Source organism: Sphaerotilus montanus (genome assembly GCF_013410775.1).
Taxonomy (GTDB): domain Bacteria; phylum Pseudomonadota; class Gammaproteobacteria; order Burkholderiales; family Burkholderiaceae_C; genus Sphaerotilus; species Sphaerotilus montanus.
Map to the genome: position 1 here is coordinate 226,255 of NZ_JACCFH010000001.1, position 15,821 is coordinate 242,075.

The window sequence follows — 15,821 nt, forward strand, 5'->3', positions numbered from 1 at the left end:
CTGTCCAGAGAACCCGCATGCCTTCCAAGTCGTCGACGTTGCCCGGTGCTGCCGATCCGACCGCCCACCCGGGTCGTCCGGGTCCATGGCGGGCGGCCGCCGCATCGGCGCTCGCCGCGGCGGCCGGTGCCGCCGGCCTGTACCTGGGCGGATGGCCTGCCGCCGCCGCGGTGGTGGTCGCCGTCGGTCTGGCGGGTGTGCGACCGGCCACCGCGGCGCGACCCGGTCACACCGGCGGGCACCGGGTCCGCAGCGCCGATGGCGCACGCCTGACCGAGCCGGTGGTGGCGGGCTGGCATCTGCAGCTCGGCGACACCCAGCGCACCAGCCACCAGTCCCGGCGCGCACTCGAGGCCCGCATCGTGGCGCTCGGGCAGCAGCTGGAGTCGGTGCTGAACCTGCATGTCACCACGTCGGCGGCAGCCCCGCTCACCGAGGACCTCATGGGGCGCCACCACGCCATCGTCGACGAACTGCTGCGCCACAGCCGGTCGGCCGCGCGCCTCCGGCTGGACACGGTATCGGCTGCCCGCGCCATGCTGGAAGCGCTGGACGCACTGAACACCCTCGCACGGGAGGTGCAGACCATCAGCCGCGCCACCCACCTGCTGGCGCTGAATGCCTCGGTCGAGGCGACACGGGCCGGAGAACGCGGCGGCGGCTTTGCCGTGGTGGCGCAAGAGGTGCGGCAGCTGGCCGCCCAGTCCCGCCAGGCCGGCATCCGCATCGCCCGGCAGGTCGGACAGATGCAGGCACCGCTGGACGCCATCATGCAGCGTTCCGGGCGCGAGGACATCGACCCCGACGCACCGGAAGCGGACTGTGCCACCCTCACCGAGGAGCAGGCGCGCCGCCTCGTGCGGGCCATTGCCGGCGAGGTCGGAGATGTGCGCCGCGACGCTCGCGGACTCCACGAGGAATGCCTGCAGCTGCAATCCCAGCTGATGTTGCTGCGGGGAGACCTGAAGGAGCTGGACCGGTCCCGCCCGGGCGTGGACAGCCTGCTGCAGGACATGCAGCGCCTGCGGCAGTGTCTGCTGGGCGCCGAGGATCCTGCCGCCGGATCGGCCGAAGACTGGCTGGCGCGCCTGCGTGCCGACATCGATGCAGGCCAGCGCGAGCACGCCCGCCAGGCGAGCCTCTGACATGGGCCTCGACGCCGAAATCATCGCCGCCGCACGGGCCGGCTTCATGGAGGAGGCACAGGACAACCTGCGCCAGCTGGAGCAGGACCTGCTGCGCATGGAACAGGATCCGGGCGATCTGGAGGCGGTGCATGGCGCCTTCCGCGCCGCGCACACGCTCAAGGGGGGCGCGGGCATGTTCGGGCTGGACGCCATCGTGCGCCTGACCCATGCGCTGGAAAGCACGCTCGACGCCCTGCGCGATGGCAGCCAGACGCTCACCGAGGGCAACATGGCCGCCTTGCTGGCCGGCGCCGACGAACTCGGGGAGCTGGTGGCCGCGCTGCCGGATGGCCCGAATGCACCCGGTGCCACGGACACCCCCGACGAGCCACGCTGGCGCCTGAACCTCCGCATGGGCCTCGACGCCCTGCGCAACGGCCTGGATCCGCTGTCGTTCATCCGCCATCTCGGCACGCTCGGCACGCTGTGCGCGGTCCGCACACACCCCGACCGCGTGCCGACGCTGGAGACACTCGACGCCGAGAGTTGCTGGCTCGACTTCGAGATCCTGCTGCAGTCCGATGCGCCGCGCCATGCCATCGCCGACGTGTTCGACTTCCTGCAGGACGACTGCACGCTGGAGATACAACCCGAAGCAGCCGTCCGGTCACCGGCACGGACCCCGGACGCACCACTCCCCTCGCCGGACACCAGCCCCCCGGCCGATCGGCGCCCGGCCGAAGAGGGCCGCTTCATCCGTGTCCGCGCGGACAAGCTGGACCGGCTGGTCGACCTGATCGGCGAACTGGTCATCGCCGGATCGGGCGCCGGCAATGCCGCCCGGGAAAGCCGCCACGCCCGCTGCATCGAGACCGCGCAGCGCGTGCACGAGCTGGTGCAGTCCGCCCGGGACGGCGCGCTGGCGCTGCGCATGGTGCCGATCGGGCAGACCTTCAGCCGCTTCCAGCGCGTCGTGCGCGACGTGTGCAAGACGCTGGGCAAGGAGGCGGCGCTGCAGATCCTCGGCGGGGACACCGAGCTCGACCGTGCGCTGGTCGACGCCATCGCCGACCCGCTGATGCACCTCGTGCGCAACAGCCTGGACCACGGCCTGGAGTCACCCGACGAGCGCAGTGCCAGCGGAAAGCCGGCGCGCGGGCAGCTCTGCCTGCAGGCCTACCAGGAGGCCGGCAGCGTGGTGCTGGAGGTCCGTGACGATGGCCGGGGCCTCGACCGCCACCGCATTCTCTCGAAGGCCATCGAGCGCGGGCTGATCGCACCCGAGGCGGTGCTCGACGACGCGCAGGTGCACGCGCTGCTCTTCGAACCCGGCTTCTCCACCGCCGAGCAGGTCACCGACCTGTCGGGCCGCGGCGTCGGCATGGACGTGGTGCGCCGGCAGGTCGAAGCGCTGCGCGGCCAGATCCATCTGACCAGCACGCCCGGCCAGGGCACGGCGGTGCAGATCCGCCTGCCGCTGACGCTGGCCATCATCGACGGCTTCCTGACCCGGGTCGGCAGCGTGGGCTACGTGCTGCCGCTCGACATCGTCGCCGAGTGCATCGAAACGCCGTCCGGGCTGCAGGCCGGGCCGCACCGGGACAGCGGCTGCCTCGACCTGCGTGGTCAGGTGCTGCCCTTCCTCGATCTGCGCGCCTGCTTCGGTCACGGCGGCGAACGCCCGGCGCGACAGAGTCTGGTGGTCGTGCGCTGCAACACCGGCCGGGTCGGCCTGCTGGTGGACCGCCTGCTCGGTGAACACCAGACGGTCATCAAGCCGCTGGGGCCGCTGTTCCGCCACCTGCCCTGCCTGGCTGGATCGACCATCCTCGGCAACGGCGAGGTGGCCCTGATCCTGGATGTTCCGGCTCTCGCCCGCCTGCACACCGACTCCCCCCGCCCGTCGACGTCCACGCCAACGTCAGCGCACCGTCTCGCATCGGAATCCCCATGACCCCCGCACGGACCTCGCTGATCTCGCTGCTGTTCGCCCCCGTCACCACGGTGACCCGACCGATGCGCATCTCGGTCAAGCTCGGGCTGGTCGTCGCGGTGCTGCTGCTGCCACTGGCCCTGCTGATGGCGACGGTGGTGCGCCGGGAAGGCCGCACGGTCGAAGCCGTCCGGCTGGAGCTGTCCGGGATTCCCGTCGCGCACGAACTGGTCGATGTGGTGGATCTGCTGCGGACCTACCAGAGCGGCCGGACGCTGCTCTCCACCGTGCCCGCGGCACGCGCTCCGCTGGACGAGACCCGCAGCGCACTGCTCAAGGCCGTGACATCGATGGACAGCCTGATCGCGACTTCCGGTCTGGACCTGGCCGTCGCCTGGACCGGTCTGCGCGAGCACCTGCTGCGCGACACCCGCGACACCCACGACGCAGCACCCGGTTCCGCGGAGCACAGCGGACATCGACCGCAGGATGCAGTCATCCGCGAAACCCAGGCCCTCATCGGTCTGGTGGCCGAAAGGAGCGGGCTGCTGCTGGATCCGGAGCCGGCGACCTTCCTGCTCATGGACCTGACCTTCGAGCGCATGTCCGGCCATGTCGCCGCCCTGTCGGAGCTGCGTGACACCGCCGTGCAGGCGCTGGGGCGCGGCAGCTGGCAGCCCGGTGACACCGTGGCCCTCGCCATCGCCAGACGCCAGTTCGAGGACAGCCGGATCAGCGTGCAGGCCCGGCTCGATGCCCTGGAGCGCGCGGGCGAGAAACCCGCTCCCGGCTGGAAGGAGGTCGGCACCAGCGCGGACCGCTACCTCGCCCAGATCGAGGCCATGGCCACCGCTGGCGGACCGCTGCGGGGCGATCCGCTGGCCATGCTGCGCAGTGGCAACGAACTGCTGGACAAGCTCGATGCGGTCCACAACCAGGCGATCCACCGGCTGCAGGAGCTGCTGGTGCAGCGCCATGCACAGCTGGTGCAGCACCGCAATCTGATGGCGGTCGCAGCCGCCTCGGGGGTGCTGCTGGCCCTGTATCTGTCGATCGGCATCACCCGTTCGATGCGCCGCACGGCGCAGTTCATCGGCGGCTGCGCGGCAGCCGTGGCCCGCGGCGAACTCGCAGACAGCGCGGTCGTCCGTGGCAACGATGAACTGGCCGACATCGCCCGCTCCTTCGAGACCGTCCGGATCACGATGCGCACGCTGCTGGCCGAACTGCGCCACCTGTCGGACGCGCATGCCCGCGGCCAGATCGACGTCTTCATCGATCCGGCCCCGTTCCAGGGCGAATACCGCCAGGTGGCCGAACTGGTCAATGCCACGGTGCGGGACCACATCGGTGTGCAGCGCCAGGCGCTCGACGTCGTCAGCGCCTTCGGACGGGGACAGTTCGAGGCCCCCCTCGCCCCGCTGCCCGGCCAGAAGGTCTTCATCAACCAGGCGATCGAGGAGGTCCGCAGCCACCTGCAGGCCCTGATCAGCGACACCGACGGCCTGGTGCGGGCCGCCGTGGCGGGCAAGCTCGACGCGCGGGCCGACGCCCGGCGCCACGAAGGCGATTTCCGCCGGATCGTCGAGGGCATCAACCAGACGCTCGACGCCATCGTCACGCCGCTGAACGAGGTCCGCGCCGCAATGACCGGCGTGGAAGCCGGGGACCTGACACGCCAGGTGGAGGGCCACTACCAGGGCGCCTTTGCCGAGCTGCAGCGGGCCGTGAACACCACCGTGATGCGCCTGGCGTCCACGCTGGCGGACGTGAGCCTGGCGGCGCAGGCGCTCAGCGTGGCGGCACACCAGGTGTCCAGCACCTCGCAGGCGCTGTCGCACTCGGCCTCGGAGCAAGCCGCCAGCGTCGAGGAAACCACCGCGTCGCTGCTGCAGATGGCGGGTTCGATCCGCCAGAACTCCGCCAGCGCGGCCACCACCAACGAGATGGCGGCCGAAGCCTCGCGCGAGGCGCGTGATGGCGGCAGCGCCGTCAGCCGCACGGCGGAAGCCATGACCCTGATCGCCTCGAAGATCTCGATCATCGACGACATCGCCTACCAGACCAACCTGCTGGCACTCAACGCCGCCATCGAGGCCGCTCGCGCGGGCGAGCACGGCAAGGGCTTCGCCGTGGTGGCCGCCGAGGTGCGCAAGCTGGCCGAGCGCAGCCAGATCGCCGCGCAGGAGATCGGCCAGCTCGCGGGCTCCAGCGTCAAGCTGGCGGAGCAGGCAGGTGCGGTGCTGGCACGCATGGTGCCCGGCATCGCGCACACCAGCCGGCTGGTGCAGGACATCTCGACCGCCTCGGGCGAACAGGCCGAAGGCGTCCAGCAGATCACCACCGCCATGCACCACCTCAACACCACCACCCAGCAGAACGCCGCCGCCTCCGAGGAGCTGTCGGCCACGGCCGAGGAGCTGTCCGGCCAGGCCCTGGCGCTGCAGGACATGATGGCCAGCTTCCGGCTGACCCGCTCAGAACCGCAGCCGCAGTCGCAGCCCGGCAAGGCCCGCCCCCCTGCGCATTCGAACCACGACCGCAGCCCCCGCGCGGCGCGTCCGCAGTCCATCCCGCCCGGCAGACGCAACGCCGTGGACGACACCCAGTTCAGCACCTTCTGACTCTGACGGGCCTTTGCAGCCTGTGCGACCAAGGCGACCATGACCATGCTTTCCAAGAACTCCTTCCAGGCCGTGACCACGATGTTCCGGCAGGTCTCGGGCATCCAGCTCTCCGATGCCAAGCAGGCCCTCGTCGCAGGCCGCCTGCAGAAACTCGCCCAGGCCCGCGGCGTGCGAGACGTCGATGCCTATGTCGAACTGCTGATGCGCGAGGGCGACGCGCAGGAACTGGTCAAGGTGGTGGACAAGCTGACCACCAACGAGACCTACTTCTTCCGCGAGCCGCAGCACTTCGAGCACCTCAAGCGCATGCTGGCCGAACGGCGAGCCGGAGCGGCGGGGGGCGATTTCCGGGTCTGGAGTGCGGCGAGCTCCTCCGGCGAGGAGGCGTACAGCATCGCCATGGTGCTGGGCGAGCATTTCGGGCTCAGGGGCTGGCAGGTGATCGGCACCGATCTGTCGACCGCGATGGTGGACACCGCCCGGCGTGGCCTCTACCCGCTCGAACGCGCCCGCCTGACCCCCACGCCACTGCTCAAGCGCTGGTGCCTGAAAGGCCATGGCGACAACACCGGCAAGCTGATGGTGGCGCCGGAGCTGCGCCAGCTGGTGCGCTTCGAATGCGCCAACCTGACCCGAACGCTGCCCGAGATCGGCCAGTTCGACCTGGTCTTCCTGCGCAACGTGCTCATCTATTTCGACAACCCCGGCAAGGCCGACATCGTCAAGCGGGTGCTGACACGGCTCAAGCCGGACGGACTGCTGTTCACGGGACACGCCGAGTCGATCGCCAACCTCGGCATCCCCACCGTGGCGGTGGCGCCTGCCGTCTATCGCCACGCCTGAGTCAATCGAGAGCACCGACAGCGTGGCACAGCATCTCTTCCTCATCGACCCAGCGGCCGTCGGGCGGCTGCATCTCCAACAGTCGCTGACGGCGGCGGGATTCGAGATCATGGGCACCGCGGCAGACCCCGGATTCGCCTGGCCCAAGCTGCAGGCCCGGTGGCCGGACGTCATCGTGTTCGACATCGAGTGGCCACGGCTCGACGTGGCCGGCTTCCTGAAACGTGTCCACGCAGAACGGCCGACCCCTGTCGTGGTCTGCGCCGCCCACCTGACCCTGGCAGATCCGGTCGTCCAGACCGCCCTCGCCGCGGGCGCCGCGGCCTTCGCCGTGCGGCGCTCGCCGACGGCGGCACGGGCAGCCGCGGCGTCAGGCAGGGGGGACGATTCGGACCAGACGCTGATCTCCGCCGTGCGCCAGGCGGCACGCACGCCAGCCCCGGCCTTGCTGGCACGCGCAGCACCACCGGCACACCTGCCCGCGCCGCTCACGGCACCTGCGCCGCTCCACACGAACGCGCCGCCACCGGCCACCGCGCGGAGCAGCACGGGCCGCCCTGCCAGCCGCATCGTCGCGATCGGCATCTCGACGGGCGGCGTCCAGTCCATCGAAGCCGTGCTGCGCCATCTCGGACCGGACACACCCGGCATCGTGCTGGTCCAGCACATGCCCGAGAAGTTCACGGCGTCGTTCGCAGCGCGGCTGAACAGCCAGTACACGCTGGAGGTGCTGGAAGCCCGCGATGGCGACGCGGTGCTCGACGGACGGGTGCTCATCGCGCCCGGGGGCAAGCAGATGACCTTGCGCCGACAGGGTGGCCAGTACACGGTGGAGGTCCGGGACGGACCGCCGGTCAACCACCACCGGCCTTCGGTGGACGTGCTGTTCTCGTCGGTGGCGCGCTGTGCAGGCCGCCATGCCGTGGGCATCATCATGACCGGCATGGGGGGCGACGGTGCCCGCGGCCTGCTGGAAATGCGCGAGGCCGGCGCCTCGACTGCGGCACAGGACGAGGCCAGCTGCATCGTCTTCGGCATGCCCGCCGAGGCGATCAAGCTGGGCGCCGTCCAGGACGTGCTGCCCCTGGGCCGCATTGCCGACTGGATTTCCAGCACAGGCAGTCGGTCACTGGTCGCCAGAACGTAACAACATGAAACTAGAATGTGCGCCGATGATGCGCACGTTCTGCCCTGACTCCCGTTTCCGTTTCGCCCGCACCCCGGGCCACCACAGCGCGTGGAGGGGCTGGTGGCAACGCTGGTGGCAGATCCCGGTCCTGGTGCTGCCAGCCTGTCTGGTCAGCACCGCGCTGCAGGCACAGCCCCACCTGCCCGTGTCCTGCATGCTGGCGACACAGCCCCCCGCGCAGCTGACCGACCTGCTCGACGAGGCCTTGTGTGCCGACGCGCGCACCCGCCTGGCCTGGCAGCAGATCCAGCTCCAGTCCGCCCGTCTGGACGCCCAGCTGGCCAGCGCGCGCCCGGAGCTGAACCTGCGGCTGGAGACCGGCCGGGAATCCGGCGCCCTGGCCGCCAGCAGCGGCCACAGCCGCACGGCCACACTGGAGCTGGGCTGGCTGCTGCTGGACGGCGGTCGCCAGGAAGCGGCCACCCGCGCCGCCCGGCTGGCGGTCACCGAGGCGATGGCGCAACGCGACACGGCCTTCCAGTCCGTGCTGCTGGACACCGCGCAGGCTTACCACGCCGTCCTCGATGCGCAGCAGGCCCTGCAGGCACGACAGGCCTTGCAGGACATGCTCGCCGCGCTGCAACCCGACCTGCAGCAGCGCCACCGCAGCGGCAAGGCCGAACACACGGCGCTCCTGGAGCTGCGCCAGGCCCGCACGCGCAACCAGATCAGTCTGCGCGACAGCGCGCTCGCACTCACCGTGGCCCGCGCCCGCCTGTCGGCGCTGACCAGCCGCGCCCCGGACACCCCCTGGCCAGCGCTGGCGGACACCGCCGCACCGGAGCCGGACACCACCGCGTTCACCGCGGTCGACGGGATCGAGCGCAGCCTGTCGCAGGCCCTCGACGACCACCCGGAACTGGCCGCAGCACGGGCACGCATCGGCGTCGCCCGCGCCGCGCTGGACCAGGCGGAGCGCGCCGGACGACCGACCCTCGGCCTGAGCCATGCGCTCGGCCGTGGCCGACGCACCGGCGAGACCGCTGACGGCACCCCGGTGTCCGGCTCCGCTCGCCAGACCACGCTGACTCTGACCTGGCCGCTGTTCGATGGCGGTGTCCGCCAGGCACAGCGCCAGGCGGCCAGCGTGGAGCACGCCACGGCCCGGACCGCACTCGAAGACCAGCGCCAGCGGCTCGCGGTCAGCGTGTGGGAGGCCTACCAGGAATGGCGCACGGCGGCGGCCGTGCAGACCGAGTACCAGGATCTGGTCCGACTTGCCCGCGGTCTGCTGTTCGCCGAAACGGCACGCTACCAAGGCGGGGACGAGGACGCCAGTCTGGCGGACCTGCTGACCGCCCGGCAGGACTGGACAGACGCGCAGATCGAGCAGCAGCAGGCCAGCTCGCGCCAGCGGCTGTCCCGCTGGCGCCTCGCCGCCAGCCTGGGGCGGCTGGAACGGGGCGCACTGCGCCCGACAGACGCGCCAGGGCGTCTTGCAGCAGCGCCAGTCCCCGCGGCCGTGCCGGCCGCACGCCCGACACTCCCGCCGACCCGCCCGGTCAGCGGCGGCTGCCAGCCCGGCACGCTCGGACAAGGCGACGCCTGGTGCGTGCCACGCTGAGCGTGGCCTCGGCACCGTTCTGGCGCCGAACAACCCCACTCCTCCATTTTACATAAGGTTACATTTAGGCGAATTTCTGATACTGCCAGTCCACCACCTCAGCAAGGAATGGACATGACCGGCCCCACCGTCAACGCCAGCACCAACACCAACGACCGCTCGGTTTTCCTGCGCCGCGAATCGGCGGCGCGCGGGTATTGCCGCCGCTTCGACACCGTCTTCACCTCGGCCCGCGGCAGCCTGATGCGCGACGAGGCGGGGCGCGAGTACATCGACTTCCTGGCCGGCTGCGCCGCACTGAACTACGGCCACAACGACCCGGCCATGCGCGAAGCCCTGCTGGCGCACATCGGCGCGGACGGCCTGGCGATGGGGCTGGACCTGCACTCCACCGCCAAGCGGGCCTTCCTCGACACCTTCGAGTCGGTGATCCTGAAGCCGCGCGGCCTGCCGCACCGGGTCCAGTTCACCGGGCCGACCGGCACCAACGCGGTCGAGGCCGCGATGAAGCTGGCCCGCAAGGTCACCGGGCGCCACAACATCATCGCCTTCACCAACGGCTACCACGGCGTGACGCTCGGCGCGCTGGCGGCCACGGGCAGCGCGTACAACCGCATGGGCCTGCCGCTGTCGGGCGTGACGCGGGTGCCCTTCGACGGCTACATGGGGTCGGACATGGACAGCGCGGCATTGCTGGCGCGGCTGCTGGACGACCCGTCGAGCGGCGTGGACGCGCCCGCGGCCATCCTGCTGGAGACGGTGCAAGGCGAAGGGGGCCTCAACGCCGCCTCCCCAGGTTGGGTGCAGCGCATCGCCGCCCTCGCCCGCCAGCACGGCGCGCTGCTGATCGTGGACGACGTGCAGGCCGGCTGTGGCCGCACCGGCAGCTTCTTCAGCTTCGAGCCGATGGGCATCGTGCCGGACCTGGTGGCGATGTCCAAGTCGCTGTCGGGCTTTGGCCTGCCGATGGCGCTGGTGCTGATCCACCCGGACCACGACCAGTGGCGCCCGGCCGAACACAACGGCACCTTCCGCGGCAACACCCACGCCTTCGTCACCGCCACCGCCGCGCTGCAGACCTACTGGCGCGAACCCGGCTTCGAAGCAGAGATCGCCCGCCGGGCCGCGCTGACCCACGCCCACCTGGAGCGCATCGGCCGCGAGGTGCCGGGCTCGGTCCTCAAGGGCCGCGGGATGATGCAGGGCCTTGACGTCCACAGCGGCGACCTGGCCGGACAGGTCTGCAGCCTGGCCTTCGCACGCGGGCTGGTGATCGAGACCTCGGGCGCCCACGACCAGGTGCTCAAGGTGCTGGCACCACTGAACACGCCGCTGCCACTGCTGGAGCAGGGCCTGTCGATCCTGCACGGCGCCGTCACCGACACGCTGGCGACTTCGCTGCGCCACGCCGCCTGAGCCGATGGACCTCGCCCACCCGTCGCCCACCCTCCTGCAGCAGCCCGCCGCCGACCACCACCTGCGCTGGCAACCCGGCGAGCGGCTGCACCACCTCTTCGAAGCCCGCTGTGACGCGCTCGCCCGCGAGGGCCGCGCCGACCGCGTCGCCCTGTGCAGCGAAGAGGCCACGCTGACCTACGCCGACCTCGACCGCCGCGCCAACCGGCTGGCGCGGCACCTGCTGGCCACCGGTGAGGTGCGGCCCGGCGACCGGGTGGCGCTGCTGTTCGACAAGTCGGTCCACAGCCACATCGCGATGCTGGCGGTGCTCAAGCTGCACGCGGCGTATGTCCCGCTCGACCCGGGGTTCCCCGACGACCGCTGCGCCTTCATCTGCGAGGACGCCGGCGTACGCCGGGTGCTGAGCGTGTCGCGCTACGCCGAGCGGCTGGCGGCATTGCCGGTGCCGGGGCTGTGCGTGGACCAGCTCGCCTGTGACACCTCGGGCGAGCGGCTGAGCGCGCAGGAGCTGGCCGACACCCTGCCGGACGGCGCCGGATGCGACAACCCGCTGTGCTACGTCATCTACACCTCCGGCTCGACCGGGCGGCCCAAGGGCGTGCCGATCGAGCAGGCGCAGATCTGCAACTTCGTGCGCGTCGCCACCGAAACCTACGGCTACCGGCCGGACGATCAGGTGTACCAGGGCCTGACGATGGCCTTCGACTTCGCGGTCGAGGAGACCTGGGTGCCGCTGTGCGTCGGCGCGACGCTGCACCCGAACCAGAGCAGCACCAGCCTGCTCGGCGAAGACCTGGCGCGTTTCCTCGTCGCGCGGCGCATCACGGCGCTGTGCTGCGTGCCGACGCTGCTGGCGACGATCGAGGCGGACCTGCCCGACCTGCGGCTGCTGATCGTCTCGGGGGAAGCCTGCCCGCGCGACCTCGTGCAGCGCTGGGCCACGCCGACGCGGCGCATGCTCAACGCCTATGGGCCGACCGAGACGACGGTCACCGCGACGCTGGAGGTGCTCGATCCCGCGGCGCCGGTGGTGACGATCGGCCGGCCGCTGCCGACGTACACGGTGCTGATCCTGGCGCCGGACGAGCGGCGGGTGCTGCCGCTGGGCGAGGTCGGCGAGATCGTGATCGCGGGCGTCGGCGTGGCGCAGGGTTACCTCAACCGGCCGGACCAGACGGCGCGGGCCTTCATCGACGACTTCATCGGCGTGCAACCGAACCCGTCCGGCCGCCTCTACCGCACCGGCGACCTCGGCCGGCTGCGCGACGACGGCCGCGTCGAGTACCTCGGCCGCATCGACACGCAGGTCAAGATCCGCGGCTACCGCATCGAGCTGTCCGAGATCGAGTCGGTCTTGATGCAGCAGGACGGCGTACGCCAGGCGGTCGTGCAGCCCCACGCCTTCGCGCCGGGGGCGGTCGAGCTGGTCGCTTACTACACGCTGCGGCCGGGCCATGCCGGGGTCGATCCGCAAGCGCTGCGCCGACGCCTGCGCGAGCAGTTGCCGGCGTTCATGGTGCCGAGCTGCTACGAATGTCTGGCCGAGATGCCGATGCTGGCCAGCGACAAGGCCGACCGCAAGTCGCTGCCCCCACCGACCGGCCGCCTGCCCGCCGAGTCCGCGGCCGAGGACGACCCGCCCGACGGCCCGACCGAACAGGCCATCGCCGCGACGCTGGCCGCCGTGCTGCAGCTCGACCAGGTGCCCGCGGGCGCGCACTTCTTCGACGACCTCGGCGCCAACTCGCTGCTGATGGCGGGGCTGGGCGCGCGGCTGCGGCGCACGCTGGACCGGCCGGCGCTGTCGATGGCCGACCTCTACCAGCACCCGTCGGTGCGGCTGCTGGCCCGGCACCTGGACGCCACGGCGGCCCGGGCCGATGCGGCACCGTCCCCGACCACCTCCGCCACCGCGGCGCCCCACCACGCCCACCGCCTCGCCTACCTCGGCTGCGGCGTGGCACAGGTGCTGATGGTGCTGGCCTACGCGGCGGCCCAGTTCTGGCCGATGCTGGCGGGGCTGGACTGGCTGCTGGCAGAGACCGACCCGCTGCGCGCCTTCGGGCGGGCGATCGTGCTGGGCGCCGGGCTCTGGGTCTGGGCGGTGGCGCTGCCGGTCGTGCTGAAGTGGATCTTGATCGGCCGCTGGACGGTGCGCGAATTCCCGGCCTGGGGCACCACGTACCTGCGCTTCTGGGCGGTGCGCCAACTGCTGCGCTTCAACCCGGTCGTGCTGTTCGCGGGCTCGCCGCTGTACAGCGCCTACCTGCGCCTGCTGGGGGCGCGCATCGGCCGCCGCGTGCTGGTGGCAACGCCGCTGATGCCGGTCTGCACCGACCTGATCGACATCGGCGACGACAGCGTCATCGGCCGCCATGTCCTGCTCAACGGCTACCGCGTCGAGGCGGGCCGGGTGCGCACGGGCGCGGTCACGATCGGCCGGGGCTGCTTCATCGGCGAATCCACCGTGGTCGACATCGACACCGCGATGGGCGACGGCAGCCAACTCGGCCACAGCTCGGCGCTGCTGCCCGGCCAGCGCGTCGCCGCCGGTCAGCGCGCCCACGGCTCCCCCGCCCAGCCGACCGACACCGACTACCGGCGCGTGCCCGACGGCGCGCCGCCCGGGCGGTGGCGGCTCGCGCTGTTCTCGCTGGCGCAGCTCGGGTGGCTGGGGCTGGTGTCGCTGCCGTTGCCGCTGTGGGCGCTCTACCTGGTCAGCAGCGAACAGGGCCAGCGGCTGGAGGAACGTTTCAGCCTGCACCTGCTCGGCCACGCGCACCCGAGCCACTGGGACGCGCTGGGGCTGGTGGCCCTCGTCGGGGCGGGCGGGCTGCTGGCGGGCGCGGCGGTTTGGGCGCTGGTGATGGTGACGCTGCCGCGCTGGCTGTCAGGGCTGCTGACGCCGGGCCGGGTCTATCCGCTCTACGGGCCGCACTACCTGCTGCTGCAGTGGATCACCGCCTGGAGCAACTCGAAGTTCCACAACGCGTTGGCGGGTGACAGCCAGTACGCCACCAGCTGGCTGCAGGCGATCGGCTACCGCATGCCCGCGCTGGAGCAGACCGGCTCGAACTTCGGCATGAGCCAGACCCACGACGTGCCGACGCTGTGTACCTTCGGCAGCGGCACGATGGTCTCGGACGGCCTGCTCGTCAGCAACACCGACCTGTCGGCCGGGCAGTTCCGGGTCGGGCATGCCGAGATCGGCGCGCGCAACTTCATCGGCAACGGCGTGCTGTTCCCGGCGGGCGCGCGCACGGGCGACAACTGCCTGCTGGCCACGCGGACGATGGTGCCGATCGACGGACCGCTGCGCGAGAACGTCGGGCTGCTGGGCTCGCCGTGTTTCGAGATCCCGCGCTCGGTGCTGCGCGACCAGCCGGATGCGCGGCTGCTCGACCCGGTCTGGCGCGCCGACGCACTGCGGCGCAAGCGGCATTCGAACGGGCTGACGATGGCGCTGTTCCTGACCGCTCGGGCCGGCGGTGCGGCGCTGGCGGCGGTTGTGTTTTATGGCGCCTATGTCGGGCTGCCGCTGCCGGGGGCGCTGTCGCTGGCGGTCGGCTCGGTCGCGGCGCTGGCGGTGCAGGTGCTCTGGTTCATCGGGGTGGACCGGGCCAGCCTGCTCGGGCGGGCGCTGGAGCCACGCACCGACGCGGTCCTGGACCCCGCGTTCTGGCGCCACGAACGCTTCTGGAAACTCGGGCTGGCCGGCGATAGCGTGCTGATGGCGCTGCTGCGCGGCACGCCGTTCATGGGGCTGGTGTGGCGAGCGCTGGGGGTGCGGGTCGGGCGGCAGTTGCTGGACGACGGCGGCTCGATCACCGAGAAGACCCTCACCACGCTGGGCGACCACGCCACGCTGGGCGAGACGGCGCTGATCCAGGGCCATTCGCTGGAGGACGGGCTGTTCAAGTCCGACCACATCCGGCTGGGCGACGACGTGACGCTCGGCACGCGGGCCTTTGTCCACTACGGCGTGGTGGCGGGGGACCGGGTGGTGTTCGACACCGACACCTTCCTGATGAAAGGCGAGCAGCCCGCGCCAGACTCGCGCTGGCACGGCAACCCGGCGCGCCCGGTCACCGGCTGAGCCGCGCCCGCGCCGCTTCGTACTCGCGCCGCAGCCGCGCCACCCGCTCGGCGGCGGGCACGACGGCGTCCACCGCGCCGATGCCCTGCCCGCAGCCCCAGATGTCCTTCCACGCCTTCTTCGCGTCGCCGCCGAAGTTCATCTTGGTCGGGTCGCTTTCGGGCAGGTTGTCCGGGTCGAGGCCGGCGGCGCGGATCGACGGCTTCAGGTAGTTGCCGTGGACGCCGGTGAACAGGTTGCTGTAGACCACGTCGTCGCTGTTGCCGTCCACGATCGCCTGCTTGTACGCCTCGCTCGCCCGCGCCTCCTCGGTGGCGATGAAGGCCGAGCCGATGTAGGCGAAGTCGGCGCCCATCGCCTGCGCGGCCAGCACGGCGCCGCCGGTGGCGATCGAGCCGGAGAGCGCCACCGGGCCGTCGAACCACTGGCGGATTTCCTGGATCAGCGCGAACGGGCTCTTCACCCCGGCGTGCCCACCCGCGCCCGCCGCGACCGCGATCAGGCCATCGGCACCCTTCTCGATCGCCTTCTTCGCGAAGGTGTTGTTGATGATGTCGTGCAGCACCACGCCGCCCCAGGCGTGGACCGCGTCGTTCACGTCGGTGCGCGCGCCGAGGCTGGTGATGATGATCGGCACCTTGTACTTGGCGCAGACCGCCATGTCGTGGTCGAGCCGGTCGTTGCTCTTGTGGACGATCTGGTTGATGGCGAACGGGGCGGCGGGGGCGTCCGGGTGCGCGGCGTTGTAGGCGGCCAGCGTCTCGGTGATCTCGGCGAGCCAGTCGTCGAGCTGGGATGCCGGGCGGGCGTTCAGCGCGGGCATCGAGCCGACCACGCCGGCCTGGCACTGGGCGATGACGAGTTTCGGGTTGCTGATGATGAACAGCGGGGAGCCGATGATGGGCAGGGGGAGGTGGGCGAGGACGGGCGGGAGGGGCATGGGGGTCTCCTGATTTTTTGGGGCGATGGGCGGGTGGGGGCAGTGTGCCGTTTTCGGGGGCGGGGGCGTGTCGCTCAGGTGCC

9 protein-coding genes are annotated in these 15,821 nt (G+C 71.5%); 8 read left to right on the forward strand and 1 reads right to left on the reverse strand.

Going from position 1 to position 15,821, the window contains the following annotated elements:
* Positions 1 to 17: 17 nt before the first annotated feature.
* The 8 genes from BDD16_RS22770 to BDD16_RS01075 all read left to right on the forward strand — a co-directional run bounded on the left by BDD16_RS22770 (position 18) and on the right by BDD16_RS01075 (position 14,798).
* Positions 18 to 1,145 (forward strand): methyl-accepting chemotaxis protein, encoded by a 1,128-nt coding sequence (locus BDD16_RS22770; protein WP_218897648.1) that lies wholly within the window; start codon positions 18 to 20, stop codon positions 1,143 to 1,145.
* A 1-nt stretch (position 1,146) separates the two neighbouring features.
* Entirely contained in the window at positions 1,147 to 3,081 is a 1,935-nt protein-coding gene (locus BDD16_RS01045; protein WP_179632219.1) for a chemotaxis protein CheA, read from the forward strand.
* Positions 3,078 to 5,684, forward strand: coding sequence for a methyl-accepting chemotaxis protein (locus tag BDD16_RS01050; protein ID WP_179632221.1), 2,607 nt, complete (start codon positions 3,078 to 3,080; stop codon positions 5,682 to 5,684). The genes BDD16_RS01045 and BDD16_RS01050 overlap by 4 nt, the downstream gene beginning before the upstream one ends.
* Before the next feature lie 39 nt (positions 5,685 to 5,723).
* Complete coding sequence (locus tag BDD16_RS01055; RefSeq protein ID WP_179632223.1) at positions 5,724 to 6,530, forward strand: CheR family methyltransferase; 807 nt, start codon at positions 5,724 to 5,726, stop codon at positions 6,528 to 6,530.
* Positions 6,531 to 6,552: 22 nt separating this feature from the next.
* Positions 6,553 to 7,677, forward strand: coding sequence for a chemotaxis-specific protein-glutamate methyltransferase CheB (gene cheB / locus BDD16_RS01060; protein ID WP_179632225.1), 1,125 nt, complete (start codon positions 6,553 to 6,555; stop codon positions 7,675 to 7,677).
* A 4-nt stretch (positions 7,678 to 7,681) separates the two neighbouring features.
* Positions 7,682 to 9,283 (forward strand): TolC family protein, encoded by a 1,602-nt coding sequence (locus BDD16_RS01065; RefSeq protein ID WP_179632227.1) that lies wholly within the window; start codon positions 7,682 to 7,684, stop codon positions 9,281 to 9,283.
* A 114-nt stretch (positions 9,284 to 9,397) separates the two neighbouring features.
* Positions 9,398 to 10,699, forward strand: coding sequence for a diaminobutyrate--2-oxoglutarate transaminase (gene ectB / locus BDD16_RS01070; RefSeq protein WP_179632229.1), 1,302 nt, complete (start codon positions 9,398 to 9,400; stop codon positions 10,697 to 10,699).
* A gap of 4 nt (positions 10,700 to 10,703) precedes the next feature.
* Positions 10,704 to 14,798 (forward strand): Pls/PosA family non-ribosomal peptide synthetase, encoded by a 4,095-nt coding sequence (locus BDD16_RS01075; RefSeq protein ID WP_218897650.1) that lies wholly within the window; start codon positions 10,704 to 10,706, stop codon positions 14,796 to 14,798.
* Here BDD16_RS01075 and BDD16_RS01080 read toward each other — a convergent pair.
* Positions 14,788 to 15,738 (reverse strand): NAD(P)H-dependent flavin oxidoreductase, encoded by a 951-nt coding sequence (locus BDD16_RS01080; RefSeq protein ID WP_179632231.1) that lies wholly within the window; start codon positions 15,736 to 15,738, stop codon positions 14,788 to 14,790. The two genes, BDD16_RS01075 and BDD16_RS01080, sit on opposite strands and share 11 nt — an antisense overlap.
* Between the last annotated feature and the right edge of the window lie 83 nt (positions 15,739 to 15,821).

Coding starts and splice junctions, on each gene's coding strand:
- BDD16_RS01080 (WP_179632231.1), bottom strand. CDS start 15,738: ATGCCCCTCCCGCCCGTCCTCGCCCACCTCCCCCTGCCCATCATCGGC.
- BDD16_RS22770 (WP_218897648.1), top strand. CDS start 18: ATGCCTTCCAAGTCGTCGACGTTGCCCGGTGCTGCCGATCCGACCGCC.
- BDD16_RS01050 (WP_179632221.1), top strand. CDS start 3,078: ATGACCCCCGCACGGACCTCGCTGATCTCGCTGCTGTTCGCCCCCGTC.
- BDD16_RS01065 (WP_179632227.1), top strand. CDS start 7,682: ATGAAACTAGAATGTGCGCCGATGATGCGCACGTTCTGCCCTGACTCC.
- BDD16_RS01045 (WP_179632219.1), top strand. CDS start 1,147: ATGGGCCTCGACGCCGAAATCATCGCCGCCGCACGGGCCGGCTTCATG.
- BDD16_RS01075 (WP_218897650.1), top strand. CDS start 10,704: ATGGACCTCGCCCACCCGTCGCCCACCCTCCTGCAGCAGCCCGCCGCC.
- ectB (WP_179632229.1), top strand. CDS start 9,398: ATGACCGGCCCCACCGTCAACGCCAGCACCAACACCAACGACCGCTCG.
- BDD16_RS01055 (WP_179632223.1), top strand. CDS start 5,724: ATGACCATGCTTTCCAAGAACTCCTTCCAGGCCGTGACCACGATGTTC.